The following is a 20,420-nucleotide window of genomic DNA, read 5'->3' on the forward strand; positions in this document are numbered from 1 at the left end:
GGTTTATATTTTTTTTATGTAAACGTAATAGGCAATATTTGATCGATTTTGAGTGTCAACAAAATTTCCAAAAAATTTAGTTTTACCCGCTTTTAAGTTTACCACGAAATCTGCTGAGCTAGCATCTTTTTGAACTTCAGTTTCTAATTTTAATTGATGTTCAAATTCTATAACAGCTTTGGTATACTGCATATTTTTTCCTTCTGGTATGTTTTTTTCTAATCCAGGAATTTCTGTGGTTGTTATTTTTGGGGTGGTGGTATTGATGCTTAGGTCAGCTTCTATCGGGTATCTTCTAAGTGCTACTTCGTGCGTGCCTTCTTCCAGAATATCAACACTCCAATACCCACTACCCATCTTACCTTCTCTTATTTGAATTTGATTCCAAGGTTGCATCGTTTCTTTGCCATGAGTGTCATGAGCAGTAAGGGTAGTAGGATTTTCACTTTTTGACCCTATTTTAAAGTAAATTTTTTCATTAAAATCTTTCGAAACTTGAGTCCACCATTGCTCATAAAACGCTTTCATTTCATTAACCTTCTCGGGGTTATCAGCAGCAATATTGGTAACCTGACCTATATCTTCGGAAACATCATACAGGTCTTTTCCATTAATTAAGCGCCAATTAGCTTGCATTACTGCAGAATTCTTCCATTTTCTAGGATTTTGTACCCGTTGAGAATCCGTAATTAGCATTCTATCGTTTAGGGTATCTTTTCCTTTTAATAGTGGGGCAATACTTTGGCCGTCCAGTGCCAAATGATCTTTAGGCAATGCGATACCACAGAGGTCTGCAAGTGTAGGTAGTATATCAATTTGAGCCGTAAGCGTATTAATATCTTTCGGCGTATTAATTTTGCCGTCTTTCCAGTGAATAAAGAAAGGAACTCTATGACCGCCTTCATATTCACTTCCTTTATGACCACGCATGCCCGCATTATAACCGGTAACTTTTCCTTTTTTATTGTAATATCCTGCTGCAGTACCATTATCACTCATAAAAATTAAGATGGTATTATCAGCAATATTGAGTTCTTTTAATTTGGTTCGTAGTGTTCCAAAATTATCATCAATATTGGTAATCATCCCATAAAAACGCTTTTGTGTATCTGCTAAAACAGCCTCATCTAAATCTTTATACAAGCCATAATATTCTGTAGGTACATTGTAAGGACCATGTGGAGCATTGGGAGCTAGATAACAGAAAAATGGCTCATCCTTATTCGTTTCAATAAATTTAATAGCTTCGTCAAAAAACACATCGGTACAATATCCTTCGTATTTTTCTGGTTTTCCATTATGAAAATAGGTGTCATTAAAGTAGGTGTTATCCCAATAATCAGGGGTTTGTTGTACGCCACCACCGCCATGCATTACCGTTTCTTGGAAACCACGATCTTCTGGTCTAAACGGATAATTATCACCCAAATGCCATTTTCCAAATCCACCCGTATTATAACCAGCCTCAGCAAACATATTGGCCAACGTTTTTTCATTTTCGCGTAATAAAGACCATCCGCCAACCGTATGCCAAACCCCAGTACTATTGGCGTATCTCCCAGTCATTAGCCCTGCACGTGTAGGTGCGCATGTAGGTCCTACATGGAAATTAGTTAAATGTGAGCTCTCTGTATAAAAAGAATCTATGTTGGGAGTTTTGATGATGTTGTTGCCATGAACACCTAGATCTCCATATCCTTGATCATCGGTAATTACAATAATTACATTGGGTTTTGATTTTTCTTCTTTATCTTTTTTGAGCTGTTTTTTATTGGAACAACCTGTCATAAAAATAAAGCTTAAAATTACAAAGAGAGTTGATTTTACTTTAGAATACCTCATTTTTGAAGTTTAGTTGATTTATTTTATTTGTTTTAAAACGAAACCATTTAGCCAAAGGCTTCCTTTTTCGATTTTATTTTTAAATTTTAAAATAACAGGATTGGAACCATCTGACACCAAGGTTGAGTTAATAGAAATCGGTTGACGCTCACCGCTACTATTATTATCGTAGTAATTTACAATATGATCGTCTGATGTTCTCGTGAAACTACCATCTGCATCATTTACAGTAACTTCTATTTCATTGGTTGATTTAATATCCAATTTTCTAGCATGATGAAATGTTTCTAGAACATATGAGCCGGCTTTTAAATTGCTTAATTTAAAATGAATTTCTCCTTTCTCAACAAATAGGCCGTCTGTACCTACGAAACTTAAATCCCCGAGCATACTTGTCCCATTCCCTAACCAATTTATTTTTTCGTTGGCGCTTATTTCTACTTGGGTATTTGTTTCTTTAATGGTATAGTTTAAATCATTATTGGTAATTCCTGTCCATTCTTCCCATTCAAATTGTACCAATTGTTTTTCTCCACCAATATCTACCCTGGTAATGGGAAAATCGTATATCGTTTTTGCAGTATTGGCAATTTCATCGGTATTAAATTTCGCGGTACTAATTGTTGCTTTACCAGACTTTATACCTGTTGCTTTTGCAGTAACCGTGATAGTGCCAGAGTTGTTGGTTCCTTTCACATAGATAGCTGCAACACCATTATATGCTGGTGCAGGATTTGCATAAATTTTACCATTGTCTATTAATTCTCCAGCTCCAGAAACCGAAAACCTAACTTCGTTTTCTGAACTGGTTACAACTTCTCCATTTTCATCTAAAATAGAAGCGTAGACCAATCTTACATCTGATCCACCTGCATAGAAAGGTTGGTCAGTAATGTTATACGTCACTTTTAGATGGTGTGGTTTACCTTCTTTCTGTCGTGTAAATTCCGTTACTTTTTCTCCATTGGTATAACCAACGGCTTTTAAAGTCCCTTCCTTCCAATGGTACTTGAAAGTAAAAGACGGATGATTTAGATTGATTTTGGTTATGTCATTATCCGGTACCTGTCTCGCCACTAAATTACCGTTGTGGTATAAGGCTACTTCTTGACAATTGCTGAATACACGAATTTTTCCATCTTTAGAAGCCGTTTCATCAGCAATGTGAACAATAGGCTTTGCCACCAGTTCTGATTGATACCAATAATACACAGGTTTAGGTACTCTGTAAGGTGATAGAACACCGTACGTGGTCATAAAATCTCGCGACCATTGATCATCTACAATATCAGGTTGCAAGTGATTGTAATCTGCTCCTAACCATGTGATTGCGGCAAAATTGTTTTTATTGCCCTTGTAACGAGATATGTGAAATTGATTTACTTCTGAATTAGGAGAACTACCGTGTTCCATAACCATGGTAAAGGCACTCTCGGGAAACTCCGTCCTACGATAATCCATAGTGGCATGTACATCTGTAATGCCTTCATTTTTTGGTCCGTCCCATGGGGCAGAGGCAGAGGCGGTCAATCTAAAAGGATCTTCTTCTTTTGCCACGGTTTGCATTCTAGGCACAGGACCTCTATGATTAATACCAGCTCCCCAAACAATTATAGAAGGGTGATTTCTATGGTTACGAATCATAGTTCTTGTTGCTTTTTCTAAATTTTCAAACCAAGTATCGCCGCCCCATTCTATCCAGGTAGATGGTTCTTCATAAATAAAGATTCCTAATTCATCACAAGCTTTTATAAAAGCATCATCTTGTGTGTAATGAGAAAGCCTTATGATATTCATACCGGCTTTTTTGTATTGTAGAGCTTCGTTGTAATGAAACGAGTTTGGAACGGCATCACCAATATTAGGATAACTTTGATGACGGTTTGCTCCAACTAGAAATAAGGGTTCTCCGTTTAATACAAATCCTTTTCCTTTTTCTAAGGCAAACTTTCTGAAACCAAAAGTGTTTTCAACAAAATCTAATGGTGTTTCATTATCATAGATGACGGAATTTACGCGATATAAATAAGGACTGTCTGGAGACCATAAATGGTAATCATCTTCAACAGTAACCGATTGTCTAAATGTGTGGGTACTGTGTGCTTTTATAGTAGATTCAGAAATCACTTTTCTAAGGACTAAACCTTCTTTCGTAATAATATTCGTGACAATCTTTGTTTTCTTATCTGCTGCATGATCATTCTTTACCGTAGTTTTAATAGTTACAGTACCATTATGCTTATTTACCGTAGGCGTCGTAATATGAACACCTGCATCATAATCTTCCCAATTGAAAGTTACATGTACTGGGTTTGTAGTTACCAAATACACATCTCTATACAACCCTCCAAATTTTACATAATCTGTTCTATGCGGATCAGGAGCAATAGTCTGGCTATAACTATTATCTGCTTTTATCGCTATCGTATTTTCTTTCCCTAAGGTAACAAAGTCGGTTATATCAAAATGAAATGGTACATATCCATTCACCGCGTATTTCCCTACTTTTTTTCCATTAATCCATAATTCTGTGGCATTATGAATTGCTTCAAATTCTAAATAAATCTTGTTAGATGGTTTTGCATCAATTTTTATTTTTTTACGATACCAGCTAATATCCCGTAAGAATTTTTCTTGTACCCAGGTTTCTTTAATAATATCCATTTCATAGGATACTAGTTGAGAAGTGTGCGGAACAGAAACCTCTTTCCAAGAACGATCATCAAAATCTGTAGCCGTAGGAGTCTGCTCTAGATCTCCCAAATGAAATTTCCATCCAATGTTTAAGTTTGTTTTTGTTCGGTCACCTGCTTCAAAACCTTGTGGTAATTTTGTGTTTTGACCAAATGTTAATGTGCTAATGAATAGGCTGAATAATAAATAGTTTAGTTTCATTTTAAGTGAGTGAGTTTTGTGGTAATAAAATTATTTATTCTTAAAATGGTACGCCAGTAGAAATGTTTGTAAACTTACCACATATGGTTTATTGTGGTTAGATACCTCGTAATCTTGAATATTTTAGTTTGTTTTGGCTTGGAAAATTCAGAATCTAGTGTAAAAACAAAGAAGACTTTGAAATACATTCCAAAGTCTTCTTCTCTTATTTAAATTAGCATTACTTATTTTAGTTCTAATTCTTTTATTTCTATAGTGGTTTCTCCTCTTAATTCTTCATAGGTCGCAATCATCTCTTTAAGTTTTTCTGCATGCGTAACGGCTAAATTAGTTTCCTGCTTGATATCTGTTTTGAGATTGTAGAGTTGGTATGTATCTGCTATCCCTAATTCTATATCTACCTGGGTGTTTATTGGATTGCCTGTATAAGGCGGAATTAATATCCAGTCGCCACTTCTTAGGGCTGTTTTTTGACCGGCTTCTAGTACTAGGTTAGTTCTTCCTATTTTAGATTTTCCTAATAGTACATCCATTAGCTCTTCACTATCGCTTGTTGTGATGTCACTGCCCGCAAGTTTCGCTAAAGAGTTCAATAAATCAACTTGGCAAACAAGAGCGTCAGAAACACTTGGTGTAATGGTGCCTTTCCAATACGTAATAAAGGGTACATGCGTTCCTGCATCAAACAAGCTATATTTTCCTCCTCTTAAACCGCCAGCAGGAGTATGGTTGCCTAATTTTTCTACAGCATCATCAAAATAACCATCATTTAAGACAGGGCCATTATCACTCGTAAAAACAATTAAAGTGTTTTCCAATATTTTTTCGTCTTCTAATGTTTTTATAAATTCTCCGATAACCCAGTCAGCTTCAAGAATTACATCGCCACGTGGTCCCATACCAGATGCGCCTAGAAAGCGTGGGTGAGGAGTACGCGGTACATGTGGTTGTTGTAAGGCATAGTATAAAAAGAAAGGTTCTTTTTTATGATTCTTGACATAGTCTTTTGCTTTTTCTAGAAAGTGATCGGCCATATCAACATCTTTCCATTTAGCGGTTTCACCACCTTTCATAAATCCAATTCTAGGGATACCATTTACAATACTATTATTATGACCATGATGCCACTTCATTTTTAATAACTCAGGATTATCTTTTCCTGTAGGTTGCCCTTCATAATTTTGCGCATAATCTACTTCGATAGGATCATTAGGATCTAAACCATCTACATGACCATCTTTAATGTATACGGTAGGAACTCGATCTTGTGTTGCTGCCATGATGTAAGAATAGTCAAAACCAACTTCGTTAGGACCAGGAGAAACCCGCTCATTCCAATTCACGTGACCTGTTCCTAAACCAAGATGCCATTTACCTACAATGCCGGTAGTATAGCCTTGTTGTTTTAGCATTTTAGGAACGGTAGTTTGTTCTGTACTTATAATTAATGGGGCGGTACCAGGTAATATTTGAGCATCTTTGTTTCTCCAAGGATACACTCCTGTTAAAATACCGTATCGGCTAGGAGTACAGGTTGACGAGGTAGCATAGCCATTGGTGAAACGCACTCCGCCATGTGCAAGTTTATCTATATTAGGAGTACTAATTTCTGTTGCGCCATTAGCACTGATATCACCATAACCTAAGTCATCTAAGTAAATTACCACAATATTAGGTTTTGAAGAAGCCTCTTTTACTTCGGTAGTAGCTGTTTCCTTTTTTTTATTCTCTTGTTTGCAGCTAAAGGTACAGACGATTAAAAGCAATAAACCAAGTTTTAAAAAAATGTTTTTAGAGATTGAATGTGATGTCATTGGTCTGTTATTTTATTTTTTTGTTTAGTGATTTGTTTCTGTTTCCTTGCCATTTTCTGTCTTCTTTAAGGACATTTTCTGCATGTGGATCTAACCAACCTGGAGCTATGTTTTTGGCATCCCATTTTTTGTAGGCTTTTTCTAAGGCGACTATAATTTCAGGGTTTTCATTTGAAATATCATAGCGTTCCAGATGATCTTTTTCAAGATCAAAAAGTAAGGTTTTGTTCTTATAAGCACTCTTGTAGAGCTTGTAATTGCCTTTTCTAACGGCATATTCAAAGTTTCCTGATGATCTCCAAAACAAGGTTTCATGAGGAATTTCTTGTGTTTTCTGTAGAATGAAAGGAAGTAAGTCTACTCCGTCTAACTGGCTTTCTTTTTTTGCTTTACCGCCAGCTGCATTTAAAAATGTAGGGAATAAATCTAAGGAAGATATTGGTTTATTATAGGTGTATTTTTCTTTTATTTTTTTAGGCCAAGTGATAAAGAATGGCACTTTAATTCCGCCTTCAAATAGCATGCCTTTGTGGCCTCTATAAGGTTTATTATCGGCATGTTCTATTCTCCCTCCATTATCACTTAAAAATACCAGAATGGTGTTTTCTTTTAAACCGTTAGCACTTAATGTAGAATCTATTTTACCAACATTAGCATCTACAGCATTAACCATAGCAGCATATATACTTCTACCAGCATATTCTATATGTTTGGTTTTTTCAAGGTATTCTTTTGTTGCTTGATCTGGGGCATGAGGTGCATTATAGGCAAGGTACATGAAAAAAGGTTTCTTATCTTTTTTGGTAATAAAACTAATGGCTTCAGTTGTGAAGTCATCAGTCAAATAGGTTAATTCCTCTTCGGGTACCACCTTTCTATTTCTATAAATTGTCTGAATTTCATTTTTAGATTCGCCCCAATAATTCATACCGCCTCCAGGAAAACCAAACCAGTGATCAAAACCTTGTGCTGGTGGATACAAATCTGGATGGTCTCCCAAGTGCCATTTTCCAATTGCACTGGTTCTATATCCTTGTTCTTTCAAGGCTTCGGAAATCATTTTTTCTGATAATGGTGTGCCTACAGTAGCATCATTTTTTCCATCATAGGGCATATTACAATCATGGCCAAAACGTGCTTGGCAGCGGCCAGTTAATAACCCTGCTCTCGAAGGACTACAATACGGATGTGATACATATCCGTTAGAAAAAATAGCACCTTCAGAAGCTAGTCTGTCTAAATTTGGTGTAGGTATATCTGTTGCTCCGTTAAAGCCAACATCTGCCCATCCTTGATCATCTGTGAGAATCACTATAATATTAGGTTGTTCTTGCCCATTGGTCTTCAGGACAAAACTGAGTACAGCACATAGCAATATAATTTTTTTGTAGGATATCATTCTACTCTGTTTTAATGGTTAAGGTTGCTGTAGCTAAATTTTCTCCGGTTGCCGTAATAGTAATCTCCCCTTTGTTTTCAGTACCTTTTATAATGGCTAAACTTTTACCGAAAAATGATTTGATGTAGTTTTCCTGAAAAGATTCTAGTGACGCAGAATTTCCATTTCCAACCGCTGCTAAATTACCAGATCCTTCCACTTTGAACTTAATCAAATTATCCGATTTAGGGCATAAATTACCCTCTTCGTCTTCAACACGTACCGTGATAAATGATAGGTCTTTACCATCTGCCTTAATTGTATTTCTATCGGCTACTAATGAAATTTTAGTAGGTTTTCCTGCCGTTTTTAGTTCTTTAGAAGCTACCTGTTTTCCATTGGTGTACGCAACCACTTTTAAACTCCCAGGTTGGTAAGGCACCTGCCATGATAATCGGTATTTAGATTTGTAGATGCCTTTCTTAAAGCCATTGTATTCTGTAAATACGTCTGTTAGATCTTTGCCCTTTACTTTTTTTCCAAAAGATATTCCGTTTACGAATAACTCCACTTCATCTGCATTGGTATAAGCGTAAACAGGTATGGTTTGCCCTTCTTTGCCTTCCCAATTCCAATGTGGTAAGACATGAACCATAGGAGTCGATGTCCATTGACTTTGGTATAAATAAAAACGGTCTTTAGGAAAACCAACTAAATCAACAGGAGCAAAGTAAGAGGCATGAGAAGGCCAATCATCATTCCAATAACCATTCGTAGAATTGTCTCTACCACCATAAGGCGTTGGTTCTCCTAAATAATCAAAGCCTGTCCATATAAATTCTCCTAAAGAATGTGGGTTTTTTTCTTGAGCATCAAACTCAATATCTGGAGCGTAGGCCCAAGGCGGACCAACAGTAACATCATAACTAGAAACTTGGTTGGTTTCTTTATTGACATGGAAATCTTGAGGAACTTCATAAAAACCTCTTGTAGATGTTTGTGACGATGTTTCTGATCCATAAAAAATCATATCCGGATTCTGTTCCCTGATTTCTCCATAATATGCAGGTTTATAATTAACCCCAACAACATCTATCTGAGCGGCTAATTGATTTACGAAGGAAGCTGGGTAATAATTGAAACCAGCAGTTGTGGGTCTAGAATCATCTTCATCATGGCAAATATCATTCAGCATTTTGGCAATTTTCCAACCGTCTTTTTTACCTTGTTCTAGGATTTCATTACCTATACTCCACATAATTACAGAAGGGTGGTTACGATCTCTCTTAATCATATCACGTAAATCTTTTTCTGCCCATTGGTCAAAATATTTGCTATAGCCATTGGGAACTTTTGGTTCTTTCCATTCATCAAAAGCTTCGTCGATAACCACAATACCTAATCTATCACAGACTTGTAGCATTTCTGGTGATGGAGGATTGTGACTGGTACGTAATGCATTGGCTCCCATCTCTTGCATAATTTGCATCTGGCGCTCTGTTGCTCTGTAATTTACAGCAGCTCCTAAGGGGCCTAAATCGTGATGCATACAAACGCCATTAAATTCTACCGCTTTTCCATTTAAAAAGAAACCTTCTTTTTTAAATTCGATAGTTCTAATTCCAAATTCCGTTTCAAATTCATCCACAATTTGATCTTTTATTTTTACGCGGCTTATGGCTTTATATAGATTAGGCTTGCCAATATCCCAAAGGCTTGGGTTTACAACCGTCATATGTTGTGTTAATTGCTTTTCCGAATCATTTGCTACTTCTATGGTTTCGGTTGATATGCCCATAGTTTTATTGGAGGCATCAATAATTGTAGTTTCTAAAAAGATTTCTTGAGGTTTATCGGTAGCATTTTTCAACGTTGTTTTAATCGTTACGGTCGCTTTTTCTGAAGTAACTTCTGGAGTAGAAATAAATGTTCCCCATTGTGGAATATGTACTTTCTCATTTAATTTTAAGCGTACGTTGCGATAAATACCGGCTCCAGGATACCATCTTTCTGATAAAACTTCAGGAGCAAGCTTTACAGCAATAATATTGTCTTCACCAAATTTTATATATGGAGTGATGTCAAACTCAAAACCACTATACCCATAGTGACGTTCACCCACAAAATTTCCATTTACATATATTTTAGAATTATCCATGACCCCATCAAATTCAATGGCTACTTGCTTATTTTTATTTTTAGCTTCAAGGGTAAAGTGTTTTCTGTACCATGCAATACCATCTATAGGTAACCCGCCATTTCGGGCATTATTTTTATTATTAAAAGGACCTTCTATAGCCCAGTCATGAGGTACGTCTAGTTTTCGCCAGGTACTATCATCTAAATTTATGGCTTCACCATTTGGTACGGTATCTTTTAAAAAAAGCCAATCTTTATTAAATTCTTGATCGGCTATAACTTCTACGCCGTTCTCTTGGCAGGAAGATATAAAAATGGAAATGAACAAAAAGATCAATGGGGTAAGTTTTAAAGCTTTCATGCGTTTTGTTTAGTTTTAGTCGAGTTGTTTTAGTTTATGGCGACAATACAGTCACTAATATCAAGAGGATCGTCCATTTCCTTTTGTAGTTTTTGTAAGTCTAGAAACAGTGTTTTTATTCTTTTTTGTTCCTCTGGAAGTTTTGAAATATCATTCATTTCCTCAGGGTCATTCTTTAAATCAAAGAGCAGTATTTTTTTAATTTTAGGATAGACCATTAATTTGTATCCATCTTTACGAATCATTCGTTGTACATCTAAATATGCTCCGTAAATAGCAGCATAGCTGCTTTTGGATTCTTTTCCTTTTGCAATGTTTAAGAAGCTGTTGTATTCAATGTATTTTGGTTTGTCTATACCCGCAAGATCTAATGAGGTAGCCATAGCATCTTGCAAGTACACATCTACATTTGTTTTTTTGTTTTTAGGGATATCAGGACCTAAAATAATCATTGGGGGTCTAATGCTGTGATCAAATAAACTCTGCTTTCCTAGTAAGCCGTGTCTGCCCATTGCTAAGCCATGGTCTGCCGTAAAGATGATGTAGGTATTGTCCATCTTGCCAGAGTTTTTTAGTGCCTCAATGATTTTGCCAATTTGAGCATCTACATGAGAGATGCTTGCATAATATTCTTTTTTATGGGTTTTTACAGCCAATGCTGTTCTTGGAAATGGCGCTAGTGCTTCATCTCTTAAATTATCACCATTGGCAATAGCATGTCTATAGGTATATTCGGGCATATAACTTTTAGGAACCGTCATATTTTCTACAGCATACAAGTCTTGGTATTCTTGCGGCGCTTGCCTAGGGTCATGCGGAGCGTTAAAAGCTAGGTATATGAAAAAAGGCTTTTCACTAGATTTAGCCGTATTTATAAATCCAATAGCATCGTCTTTTAACACTTCACTCCAATGCTGCCCACCTTGCCAGAATCCGCCTTTAGAAGTATCTGTTGGATCCCATGTAGTATCATTCAAGGAAAGCGGCCGGTTATAGCCATTAGGCATAATATCTTGCGATTTAGCATTTGGAATTTTTGAGAGCGAATCAAATTTAGCGACCATGGTAGCATGATCCCAAGCATCTTTTGGCATGCCTGGTCTAGTATGTGTGGTATGTTCAAAAACTTTATGGGCCGGAGCATCTACATGCCATTTCCCTGTCATGTAAGTCTCGTAGCCATTATTTTGAAGTAATTTACCCCAAGTTTTATCAATAGAGTCGTTTTGAATCCAATGTTGCCTAAAATTATTAGCTCTCCATACGGATCTTCCGGAAATTAACATAGCTCTAGAGGCAGCACAAACAGCGCCACTCCATGAACCCATATTGTAAGCATTCGTAAAGGTGGTGCCTTCGTGAACCATGGCATCCATGTTAGGAGTAATGATTTCCGAGTTTCCTAATGCATGTATGGAAGAATAGGTTTGATCGTCTGTGAAAATAAAAACGATGTTGGGTTTCTTAGGTTCCGGGTTTTGTTTTGGTTTGCTATTGCAAGCAAGAAAAAAGCTTGTAGCTACAAATAAGTAAACTTTTGTTTTCATGTGTAGGCATTCTTAAAAAATAATGCCCACCGATTAAAGTGAGCATTAAATAATTAACTCAATAAATTACTTATGTACTAAAAATCACTATAAAGCAAAATTGAGATTTCTATTCTTAGTTAAGAATCACAGATGGTTTTTATAATAAAACAAATGTTTTAAGTTTACGATTCCTCAGTAGTGCCCTCCTCATTGTTGGTAAGTCTTATGTACTTACTAGGGATGACACCAAATTGTTTTTTAAAACATTTAGAAAAGTATGATGCGGTATTAAAACCAGTCATATACATAATTTCTTTTACAGATAAATCGCTTTTTTCAAAAAGCTGTACGGCTCTTTTTAATCTGATATTTCGTATAAATTCACTAGAAGAGAGTCCGGTTAATTCTTTTATTTTTAAGTACAAGTTACTTCTACTCATACTCATTTCTTTGACTAACATTTCAACACTAAACTCTGAATTCATCATATGCTTTTCTACAATCTCAATGGCATTTTGTAGGAAGCTCTCATCAGATGAGGTTACAGTTACTTCATTTGGTTGTAATGTAATCTCTCGGTTAAATTTTTTCCGCAACTCTTCGCGATCTTTTAAAATATTGGAAAGTTTTAGTTCCAATAACTCCAGATCAAATGGCTTTCTAATGTAGGCATCTGCACCTGTTTTTAGTCCTTCAATTTCTTTCTCCTGTGATGTCTTTGCTGTTAACATTACTACAGGAATATGACTTGTTTCTTTGGCACTTTTTAGTTTGTTGCAAAGTTCTATTCCGTCCATGACCGGCATCATAAGATCTGTGATTATGATATTAGGCATAAATTTATTTGCTAATTCTAAGCCCTTTTCACCATTTTCAGCCTCATAAATATAATAGCTTTCTCCTAATCCTCTCTTAATAAAAGATCTAATGTCTGGATTGTCATCTACAATTAATAGCAATGGAAGCTTGGACCTAGATCTTGTCATGTTTTGGTCTATAATATCATCCATAAAGCTAATAGCGTGAGAATCAGCGTCAATTTTGCTGATAAAGGTATTGGGCTCAAAAACTTCATGGAAGTTTATTTCTTTAGTAGCTTCAAAAGTTTCTTTTTCTTTAGGGAGCCATACAAAGAAGGTAGATCCATTCTCAGAATCACTTTTTACTTTTATAATTCCTTGATGTAGCTCTACTAAGTTTTTAGTAAAAGATAGTCCAATCCCTGTTCCTTTTGTATTAACATGCGTGGTTAGTCCAATCTCCGTATAAAAGCGCTCAAAAATATGCTGTAATCTATGCGCAGGAATTCCAGGTCCAGAGTCTTTTACTTGTATAACAATGTATTTAGATTGATCTATATCTACTGCAATGTCACTTGGTTTTTTGAAGTCTGTGCCGTCAAATATATTTAAAAGAATAGTTCCATTTTCAGGGGTGAATTTAAAGGCGTTTGATAATAAATTATTAATAATTTTTTCAACCGCATCAGGATCAAACCAAGAAACAATAGCATCCTTGGAAGTTTCAATTTTAAAATTGATTTCTTTTTTTCGGCTTAAAAACTGAAAAGGTTCGCCTACTTCCTTCAAAAAACCACCAATATCACTCTTACTTAGATTAAGGTTCATTTTTCCATGATCCATTTTTCTGAAGTCCAATAACTGATCTACAAGGCGTAAGAGATAATCTGTATTTTTTCGCATTAAACCATATTGATCTCTTGCTTCTTTGGGGCTCATTTCTGATCCTTTTTTGATTAAGTAATCTAAAGGACCTTTAATAAGCGTCAATGGCGTTCTAAACTCATGGGAGATATTGGTAAAAAACTCCAGCTTTAAACGGTGAATTTCTTCATTTTTGTCATTTTCTAAATGCTCCAATTCTAGCTGATGTTTCTCTGCAGATCTAATAATTGTAAATCGTCTAAAAGCATATAGTAATCCAATGGCCATTAATGCATAAATAATTTTAGCAAAAGTGGTACGCCACCAAGGAGGTGTAACATTTATTTCTAGTTCTACTGGGGTTTCATCCCAAATATTATCATTATTTGACGCTTTTACGCGTAAAATGTAGGAACCTGGTTCAAGGTTGGTGTAGGTAGCAAACCTGTTATCTGCAGTAGTATAAATCCAATCTTTATCAAAACCATCTAGTTTGTAAGCATATTTGTTTTTATTAGACGCTGCATAATGCAAGGCTGCAAATTCGAAAGAAAAACTATTCTCACTGTATTTCAATTCAATATCATCAATAGAATTTATAGCTTGATCTAATATAATGCGACCATTAATTTTTGCACCTATAGCAACGGGTTTATTAAAGATTGAAAAGTTAGTTAAAACAGTTTCAGCCATAACTTTATTGCTAATAATCTCCTCTGGATAGAACGCAGTAAAGCCATTAATACCACCAAAAAGCATTAACCCATCTTTAGTTTTAAAAGCTGCTAATTCACTAAATTCATTGCTTTGTAACCCATCATTTACGTCATAATTTTGAATACTCTCTCGTTCAATATCAAATTTTGATAGGCCTTTGTTGGTAGATAGCCAAAGGTTTCCATGGTCATCTTCTAGTATACCTTTGATGACATTGTTGGGTAGCCCATCTTTTTCAGCATAGGTTTTAAAGTGTTCTGGCGTATCTTTAGTTGCGGGAATTAATTTGTTTAATCCGCCACCAAATGTTCCGGCCCAGATAACTCCAGATTTGCTTTCAAAAACGGTCAGAATATAATTATGACTTATAGTACGCGCATCATTAGGAACATTCTTATAAATAACAAATTTTGGATTCTTAGAGGTAATTTGATCAACAGGTAATTTAGCTAAGCCATTACCTGTTGCAAACCAAATGTTACCCTTATTGTCTTGATAGATATCTCTAATAATATTGTTAGGAATGCTAGTCTCAATAGTTGGGTTATGTTTTAAGTCATCTTTTGTAAAACTATCTCCATCTGCGTTGATTAACCAACGTTGTATGCCACCATTGTATGATCCTAACCAAACATTCCGGTCTTTGTCTTGTAAAATTGAAAAGACACTACTAGGAACTTCTGGGATTTCTTTGAGGTCTTCATCCGTGATTTTTTTATGCGTATTTAATTGTATTTCAAATAATCCGGGTGCATTTTCGCCACCCACAAATAATTTGGTAGAACTCTTGAGCTTTATCTCTTCAATAGCAAATACTTTATTAATTTTTGTAAAATGCTGAAATTCATTAAAATTACTCGTGGCATTGGTTTTACCTAGTAAATTTAGTCCGCCGCCTTCTGTTCCAATCCATAAGTTGTCATTACTATCTTCATGTATGGCTCTAATTTTATCGTTGCTTAAACTGCCTAGCTCAAGATTTTTTTTAATATGTGAAAACTGCTTTCTTTGAGGATCAAATTTATTGATGCCGCCACCATTAACACCTACCCAGACAATACCGGTATGGTCTATGTGAAGCGATTTTACAGCGTTCTTGCTTAAACTATTGGTAGGGTTTTCTGGATCATATTTATATAAGCCAACTAACTTAGGTATTTTATCTTCTGTTAGATTGGAGAATTCTAATAGACCGTCATCTGAACCTGCCCAAATATGAAAATTATTTATAGAAACGGTATTGAATGTACCCTTGTATATAAATTGAAGTTGATTTTCTTTTTCATTAGGTGCGTAGCGATATAGGCCATTATTTGTCGCTAGTATTAAATGACCGTAACTATCTTCAACGATAGACCTTACTTGAATGTTGGGTAAATTTATTTGCTTGTTAACTTCTTGAAAGTATATATCTCCATTGCTATCTCTGGATAATTTTGAAAGTCCGTTAATACCACCAATCCATACTTGATGCATACTATCTTCGTAGAAAGTACTAACGTTATTACTGTTTCTTGTAGGGGAGTTACTATTTTGGTATAAGTTAAAATGCTCAAATTTTAAGGAATCAGTAGATTTAGATAAATCGGCCATATCAATGCCCTTTGTCGTACCCACCCATAATCTATTATTACTATCTTTAAAAAGCAAGGTAATATAATCGCTCTTGATGCTAAATTCATTTTTTGGATCATTCTTAAAACTCTTGAACTTTTCCGTCTTTTTATCAAAATAATTTAGGCCACCTCCAGTAGTTCCAATCCATAAATTACCTTGGTCATCATCAATTATCTTCCAAATTAAATTGCTACTTATGCTATGAGGATTTTCTGGATTAGGTTTAAAAACAGTAAAATTATAACCGTCATATCTATTTAAGCCGTCATGCGTACCAAACCACATAAAACCATTATCATCTTGAAAAATGGTATTTACATCACTTTGTGATAATCCATTCTCGGTATTTAGATGCTCAAATTTTAATGAATTTTGCGCAAAACAAGCAGGAGATATTAATACGAGAAGACTCCATATTAAATAGACAATACTTTGTTTTGTGTTTATATGATTAAGGGGGTAGCTCATACTAACAAATATATCAAATTGCAGATATATATGTGTCTATATCGTTTTTAGGGTTCATGAACTATTTTTAATTTTCAACTTAAATTACTGTATTTCAGTATTTTAAAATAGATTTAATAAGGTGGTTCTATTTCTTTGTTCCATATGTTGTAGTCTTTTGAACATATGTTGCGTCCCTAAAAAATAGTTTGCTACGAACTAGATATTTTTTTTCTTACCTCTGTACTTCAACTTATTAAAAATCATTTTTTCGGATAGCTAATTCATTACTTTTTAGAGTTTTAGTGGTCTGCGCAGCAATACAAAAGAACAGATGCAAAAAGAACAAAACACCAAGAAAACCAATAAAAGGTACGGCATTTTAGCGATGGTCTTTTTAACGGTGGTTATAAATTATTTGGATAGGAGTAATATTTCTGTAGCAGCTTTTGCCTTAAGTGAAGATTTAGATTTATCATCTGTTCAAATGGGATTTATCTTTTCTGCTTTTTCATGGACCTATGCTATTCTACAAATTCCTGGAGGATTTATGGCAGATAAAATTAAGACTAGAGTTTTGTATTCGGTGATTATGGCATTGTGGTCTATAGCCACTTTGGTTCAGGGAATGGCTAATTCTTTTGTAAGCTTATTAGGATTAAGAGCTACAATAGGTGTTTTTGAAGCACCTTCTTATCCTACGAACAATGTTATTGTTACGCGTTGGTTTCCTGAAAAAGAGCGCGCGTCTGCCATTGCAATTTATACTTCAGGACAATTTTTGGGGCTTGCATTTTTAACACCAGTTTTGACGGCTATTCAGAGTTATCTGGGTTGGCGGGGATTATTTTATGTTTCAGGAGCTATTGGTTTGGTTTGGGCTATTTTGTGGTATGTTTTATATAGAGATCCTAAAGAGCATGCAACCATGAATCAAGAAGAAATAGACTATATCGCTGAAGGAGGTGGGTTGATAGACGGAGTGTCTGACACTGACAAAAAGGAGAAGGTAGAAAAGTTTAGTTGGTCAGATTTAAGAGAAGTGTTTTCCTATCGAAAGCTATGGGGGTTATATATTGGGCAATTTTGCTTAGGAACTATTATCATATTTTTTTTAACCTGGTTTCCAACGTATTTGGTAAAATATAGAAGTCTAGATTTTCTTGAGTCAGGGTTTTTAGCATCTATTCCTTTTTTAGCAGCATTTTTTGGCGTGTTGTTATCTGGGTTTACTTCAGATTTTTTAATAAAAAGCGGCTATACCGTTGAGATAGCGCGTAAGCTGCCTATCATATGTGGTATGTTGCTTTCTACAGCAATTATAGGGGCAAACTATACCGATGATACGTTTCTAGTGATCTTATTTTTATCCATTGCATTTTTTGGAAATGGTTTGGCCAGTATTGCTTGGGTATTTATCTCCTTAATGGCGCCCAAAAAACTTATAGGTCTTACGGGTGGTGCGTTTAATTTTATAGGTGGTTTGGCAGGTATTGTTGTGCCTGTTATTATAGGATACTTGGTTAAGGATGGAGATTTTAAGCCTGCTTTGTTTTTTATCGGAGCTATAGCTTTACTAGGTTTTATAAGTTACACTTTTATAGTAGGCAAGGTAGAGCGTATTGTTCCTAGGCCAAAGAATTAAGAATTTACAGTTATGAAAATAAAAGATATAAAAACCTACCCCATAAATGTCGGGTCTGGGAGCCAATTGGTAGTAAAGGTGGAAACAGATTCTGGTATATATGGCTGGGGTGCTTCGGGATTATCTGGGCGTGAACTTGCTGTTGTGGGAGCTATTCAGCATTTTAAACCATTTTTAATTGGTAAGGATGCAAGGCAAATTGGAGCACTTTGGCAAGAGATGTATAGAGGCCAGTATTTTGAAGGCGGACGCGTATTGGCTGCAGCTATATCGGCAATAGACATTGCTTTATATGATATTAAAGGTAAAGCACTAGGGGTCCCTGTTTATGAATTATTAGGAGGAAAACAACGCGATTATGTAGACTGTTTTGCATCCGTACGTTTTACCACGAGGGAAGAGTTATTTGATTATTCTCTCCTATTGGTTAAAGAAGGGTGGACAATGCTTCGGTTGGCACCTGCAGAATTTGAATCACAAGACGATAAAGGTCTCTTTGAATCTAGAAAATCAATAGCCTTATTATCAGATTGGCTTATCGATTTGAGAAAAGAGATTGGTTCTCAAGTCACATTAGGTATTGATTATCATACACGTTTAAATGCTGCAGAGACGTATTCATTTATCAGTAAGATGCCAGCGGGTACAATAGATTTCATAGAAGAACCTATTCGAGATGAGAGCCCAGAGGCTTATGGAAGTCTTCGTAAGCTTATAACGGTACCTTTTACTATCGGTGAAGAATTTTCAAGCAAATGGCAATTTGTACCTTTTATAGAGAAGAATATTACGCAATATGTTCGTCTTGATGTTTGCAACGTTGGCGGAATTACGGAAGCAATGAAAGTAGCGGCAATGGCAGAATCTCATTATATAGATCTAATGCCACATAACCCATTAGGGCCTATTTGTACGGCCGCATCCATTCATTTGGGGGCAGCATGTTCTAATTTTAGTTGGTTAGAAGAGGTAAATACGCCAGCACAATACATGGGAACTAATGCTCCGGAGTATTATCCATTACAACACACATTAGAAGGGCCTCGGTATAAAGTTCTAGATACGCCCGGTTTAGGTGTAGAATTCAATGAAGATTTGGCGGCACAATCAGAATTTGTTCCGGTAGAAATTCCTAGACTACACCGTAGTGATGGTTCTTTCACCAATTGGTAAAACAAGAAGTATAACTAAAAATAGATCCAGTGTTTCCTAAAAATATAAGTGTAGTTATTGTCTTTATCATCCTTTCTAGTTGTAAGATTAAAAAAGAAGCTGTAGTTGGTTCCAAAAGTGAGTTAGCCGCTAATTTCTCTATAGAAATTTTAACAGAGGAAGGTAATTTGGTCATAGATAAACACAGTAGTATAGAAATTCTGGCCAGTGGCTTTACGTGGACAGAGGGGCCATTGTATATAGAAAAAGGAGATTATCTTTTATTTTCGGATATTCCAAATAGTAAAGTTTTTAAGATTGATGCTCAAGGAAAAACGCGTGTTTATTTGCATCCGTCAGGAAGTGATGTAAAGAATTATACAGGAAAAGAAGCCGGTTCTAATGCGTTGATGTATTATAAGGATGAACTGATTTTGATGCAACAGGGGGAAAGACGAATTGCTAGAATGAAGGCACCTATGAATGCTCCAAAAGAGCGTTATGAAATGATTATTGATAGGTATGAGGGCAAAAGATTAAATAGTCCAAATGACGGCGTATTTGATGCGCAAGGGAACCTTTATTTTACAGATCCTCCTTATGGTTTGCCTGATGGAATAAACGATATTGCAAAAGAGCTAGATTTTCAGGGTGTCTATTGTTTGTTGGCTTCTGGAAAACTAATAGTGCTTGACAAAGAGCTAAAGTACCCTAATGGGATTACCCTAGCGCCCGACGAGAAAACACTTTATGTGGCGGCTTCTGATCCTGAAAAAGCAGCTTGGTATTCTTATGCTATTGTACAACCCGGAATAGTAACTGATAAAAAAATGTTTTATGATGTTACTACTCTAGATCGTGATAAAAAACATAAAGGGTTGCCAGATGGGATGAAAACAAATAAAGAAGGGTATCTGTTTGCTACTGGTCCAGATGGTGTTTGGATTTTTAATCCTGATGGAGTTGTAATTGCTAGAATCCATACAGGATTATTGACGGCAAATTGTGCTCTGTCTACAGATGAATCTCAATTATTCTTAACCGCCGATGATTATATCTTGAAAATTGCTCTAAAATAAAATGCACGTAAAGGCTTGCTATCATTTTTTGAGTGCATTAATAGGTTTAATTTTAAATACTTGTTTCTTAGTATGTTAAAATTTAAAGATCTTGTATAGGATTAAAAATCTATACATATGTTCTAGCTTTTAAATCATTTG

At 35.6% G+C, this 20,420-nt stretch carries 10 protein-coding genes; 3 read left to right on the plus strand and 7 right to left on the minus strand.

Going from position 1 to position 20,420, the window contains the following annotated elements:
• Positions 1 to 3: 3 nt before the first annotated feature.
• From BLQ19_RS15685 to BLQ19_RS15715, 7 genes are all read right to left on the minus strand, one after another.
• Positions 4 to 1,788 (minus strand): arylsulfatase, encoded by a 1,785-nt coding sequence (locus BLQ19_RS15685; RefSeq protein ID WP_254788401.1) that lies wholly within the window; start codon positions 1,786 to 1,788, stop codon positions 4 to 6.
• Between the two features lie 72 nt (positions 1,789 to 1,860).
• Entirely contained in the window at positions 1,861 to 4,737 is a 2,877-nt protein-coding gene (locus BLQ19_RS15690) for a glycoside hydrolase family 2 protein (RefSeq protein ID WP_074538968.1), read from the minus strand.
• 224 nt (positions 4,738 to 4,961) lie between these two features.
• Positions 4,962 to 6,551 (minus strand): sulfatase family protein, encoded by a 1,590-nt coding sequence (locus BLQ19_RS15695; RefSeq protein WP_074538969.1) that lies wholly within the window; start codon positions 6,549 to 6,551, stop codon positions 4,962 to 4,964.
• A gap of 7 nt (positions 6,552 to 6,558) precedes the next feature.
• On the minus strand, positions 6,559 to 7,950 hold the full coding sequence (locus tag BLQ19_RS15700) for a sulfatase-like hydrolase/transferase (RefSeq protein ID WP_074538970.1): 1,392 nt from the start codon (positions 7,948 to 7,950) through the stop codon (positions 6,559 to 6,561).
• A 1-nt stretch (position 7,951) separates the two neighbouring features.
• Positions 7,952 to 10,429, minus strand: coding sequence for a beta-galactosidase GalB (galB, locus tag BLQ19_RS15705; RefSeq protein WP_074538971.1), 2,478 nt, complete (start codon positions 10,427 to 10,429; stop codon positions 7,952 to 7,954).
• A gap of 29 nt (positions 10,430 to 10,458) precedes the next feature.
• Positions 10,459 to 11,976, minus strand: a complete 1,518-nt coding sequence (locus BLQ19_RS15710; RefSeq protein WP_074538972.1) for a sulfatase family protein — start codon at positions 11,974 to 11,976, stop codon at positions 10,459 to 10,461.
• Positions 11,977 to 12,140: 164 nt separating this feature from the next.
• Entirely contained in the window at positions 12,141 to 16,424 is a 4,284-nt protein-coding gene (locus tag BLQ19_RS15715) for a two-component regulator propeller domain-containing protein (protein WP_074538973.1), read from the minus strand.
• Between the two features lie 313 nt (positions 16,425 to 16,737).
• Here BLQ19_RS15715 and BLQ19_RS15720 point away from each other — a divergent pair, with 313 nt between their 5' ends.
• From BLQ19_RS15720 to BLQ19_RS15730, 3 genes are read left to right on the plus strand one after another with little or no spacing between them, the layout of a single operon-like run.
• Positions 16,738 to 18,048, plus strand: coding sequence for an MFS transporter (locus BLQ19_RS15720; RefSeq protein ID WP_074538974.1), 1,311 nt, complete (start codon positions 16,738 to 16,740; stop codon positions 18,046 to 18,048).
• 12 nt (positions 18,049 to 18,060) lie between these two features.
• On the plus strand, positions 18,061 to 19,221 hold the full coding sequence (locus BLQ19_RS15725) for a mandelate racemase/muconate lactonizing enzyme family protein (protein ID WP_074538975.1): 1,161 nt from the start codon (positions 18,061 to 18,063) through the stop codon (positions 19,219 to 19,221).
• Between the two features lie 29 nt (positions 19,222 to 19,250).
• The gene (locus BLQ19_RS15730; RefSeq protein WP_074538976.1) at positions 19,251 to 20,279 is read left to right on the plus strand and encodes an SMP-30/gluconolactonase/LRE family protein; all 1,029 of its coding nucleotides are present in this window, start codon (positions 19,251 to 19,253) and stop codon (positions 20,277 to 20,279) included.
• The last annotated feature ends 141 nt before the right edge of the window (positions 20,280 to 20,420 follow it).

Origin of the sequence: Cellulophaga baltica (assembly GCF_900102165.1) — a bacterium.
In the GTDB taxonomy this organism is placed as follows: domain Bacteria; phylum Bacteroidota; class Bacteroidia; order Flavobacteriales; family Flavobacteriaceae; genus Cellulophaga; species Cellulophaga baltica.

Coding starts and splice junctions, on each gene's coding strand:
- BLQ19_RS15695 (WP_074538969.1), bottom strand. CDS start 6,551: ATGACATCACATTCAATCTCTAAAAACATTTTTTTAAAACTTGGTTTA.
- BLQ19_RS15715 (WP_074538973.1), bottom strand. CDS start 16,424: ATGAGCTACCCCCTTAATCATATAAACACAAAACAAAGTATTGTCTAT.
- BLQ19_RS15710 (WP_074538972.1), bottom strand. CDS start 11,976: ATGAAAACAAAAGTTTACTTATTTGTAGCTACAAGCTTTTTTCTTGCT.
- BLQ19_RS15725 (WP_074538975.1), top strand. CDS start 18,061: ATGAAAATAAAAGATATAAAAACCTACCCCATAAATGTCGGGTCTGGG.
- galB (WP_074538971.1), bottom strand. CDS start 10,429: ATGAAAGCTTTAAAACTTACCCCATTGATCTTTTTGTTCATTTCCATT.
- BLQ19_RS15720 (WP_074538974.1), top strand. CDS start 16,738: ATGCAAAAAGAACAAAACACCAAGAAAACCAATAAAAGGTACGGCATT.
- BLQ19_RS15690 (WP_074538968.1), bottom strand. CDS start 4,737: ATGAAACTAAACTATTTATTATTCAGCCTATTCATTAGCACATTAACA.
- BLQ19_RS15685 (WP_254788401.1), bottom strand. CDS start 1,788: ATGACAGGTTGTTCCAATAAAAAACAGCTCAAAAAAGATAAAGAAGAA.
- BLQ19_RS15700 (WP_074538970.1), bottom strand. CDS start 7,950: ATGATATCCTACAAAAAAATTATATTGCTATGTGCTGTACTCAGTTTT.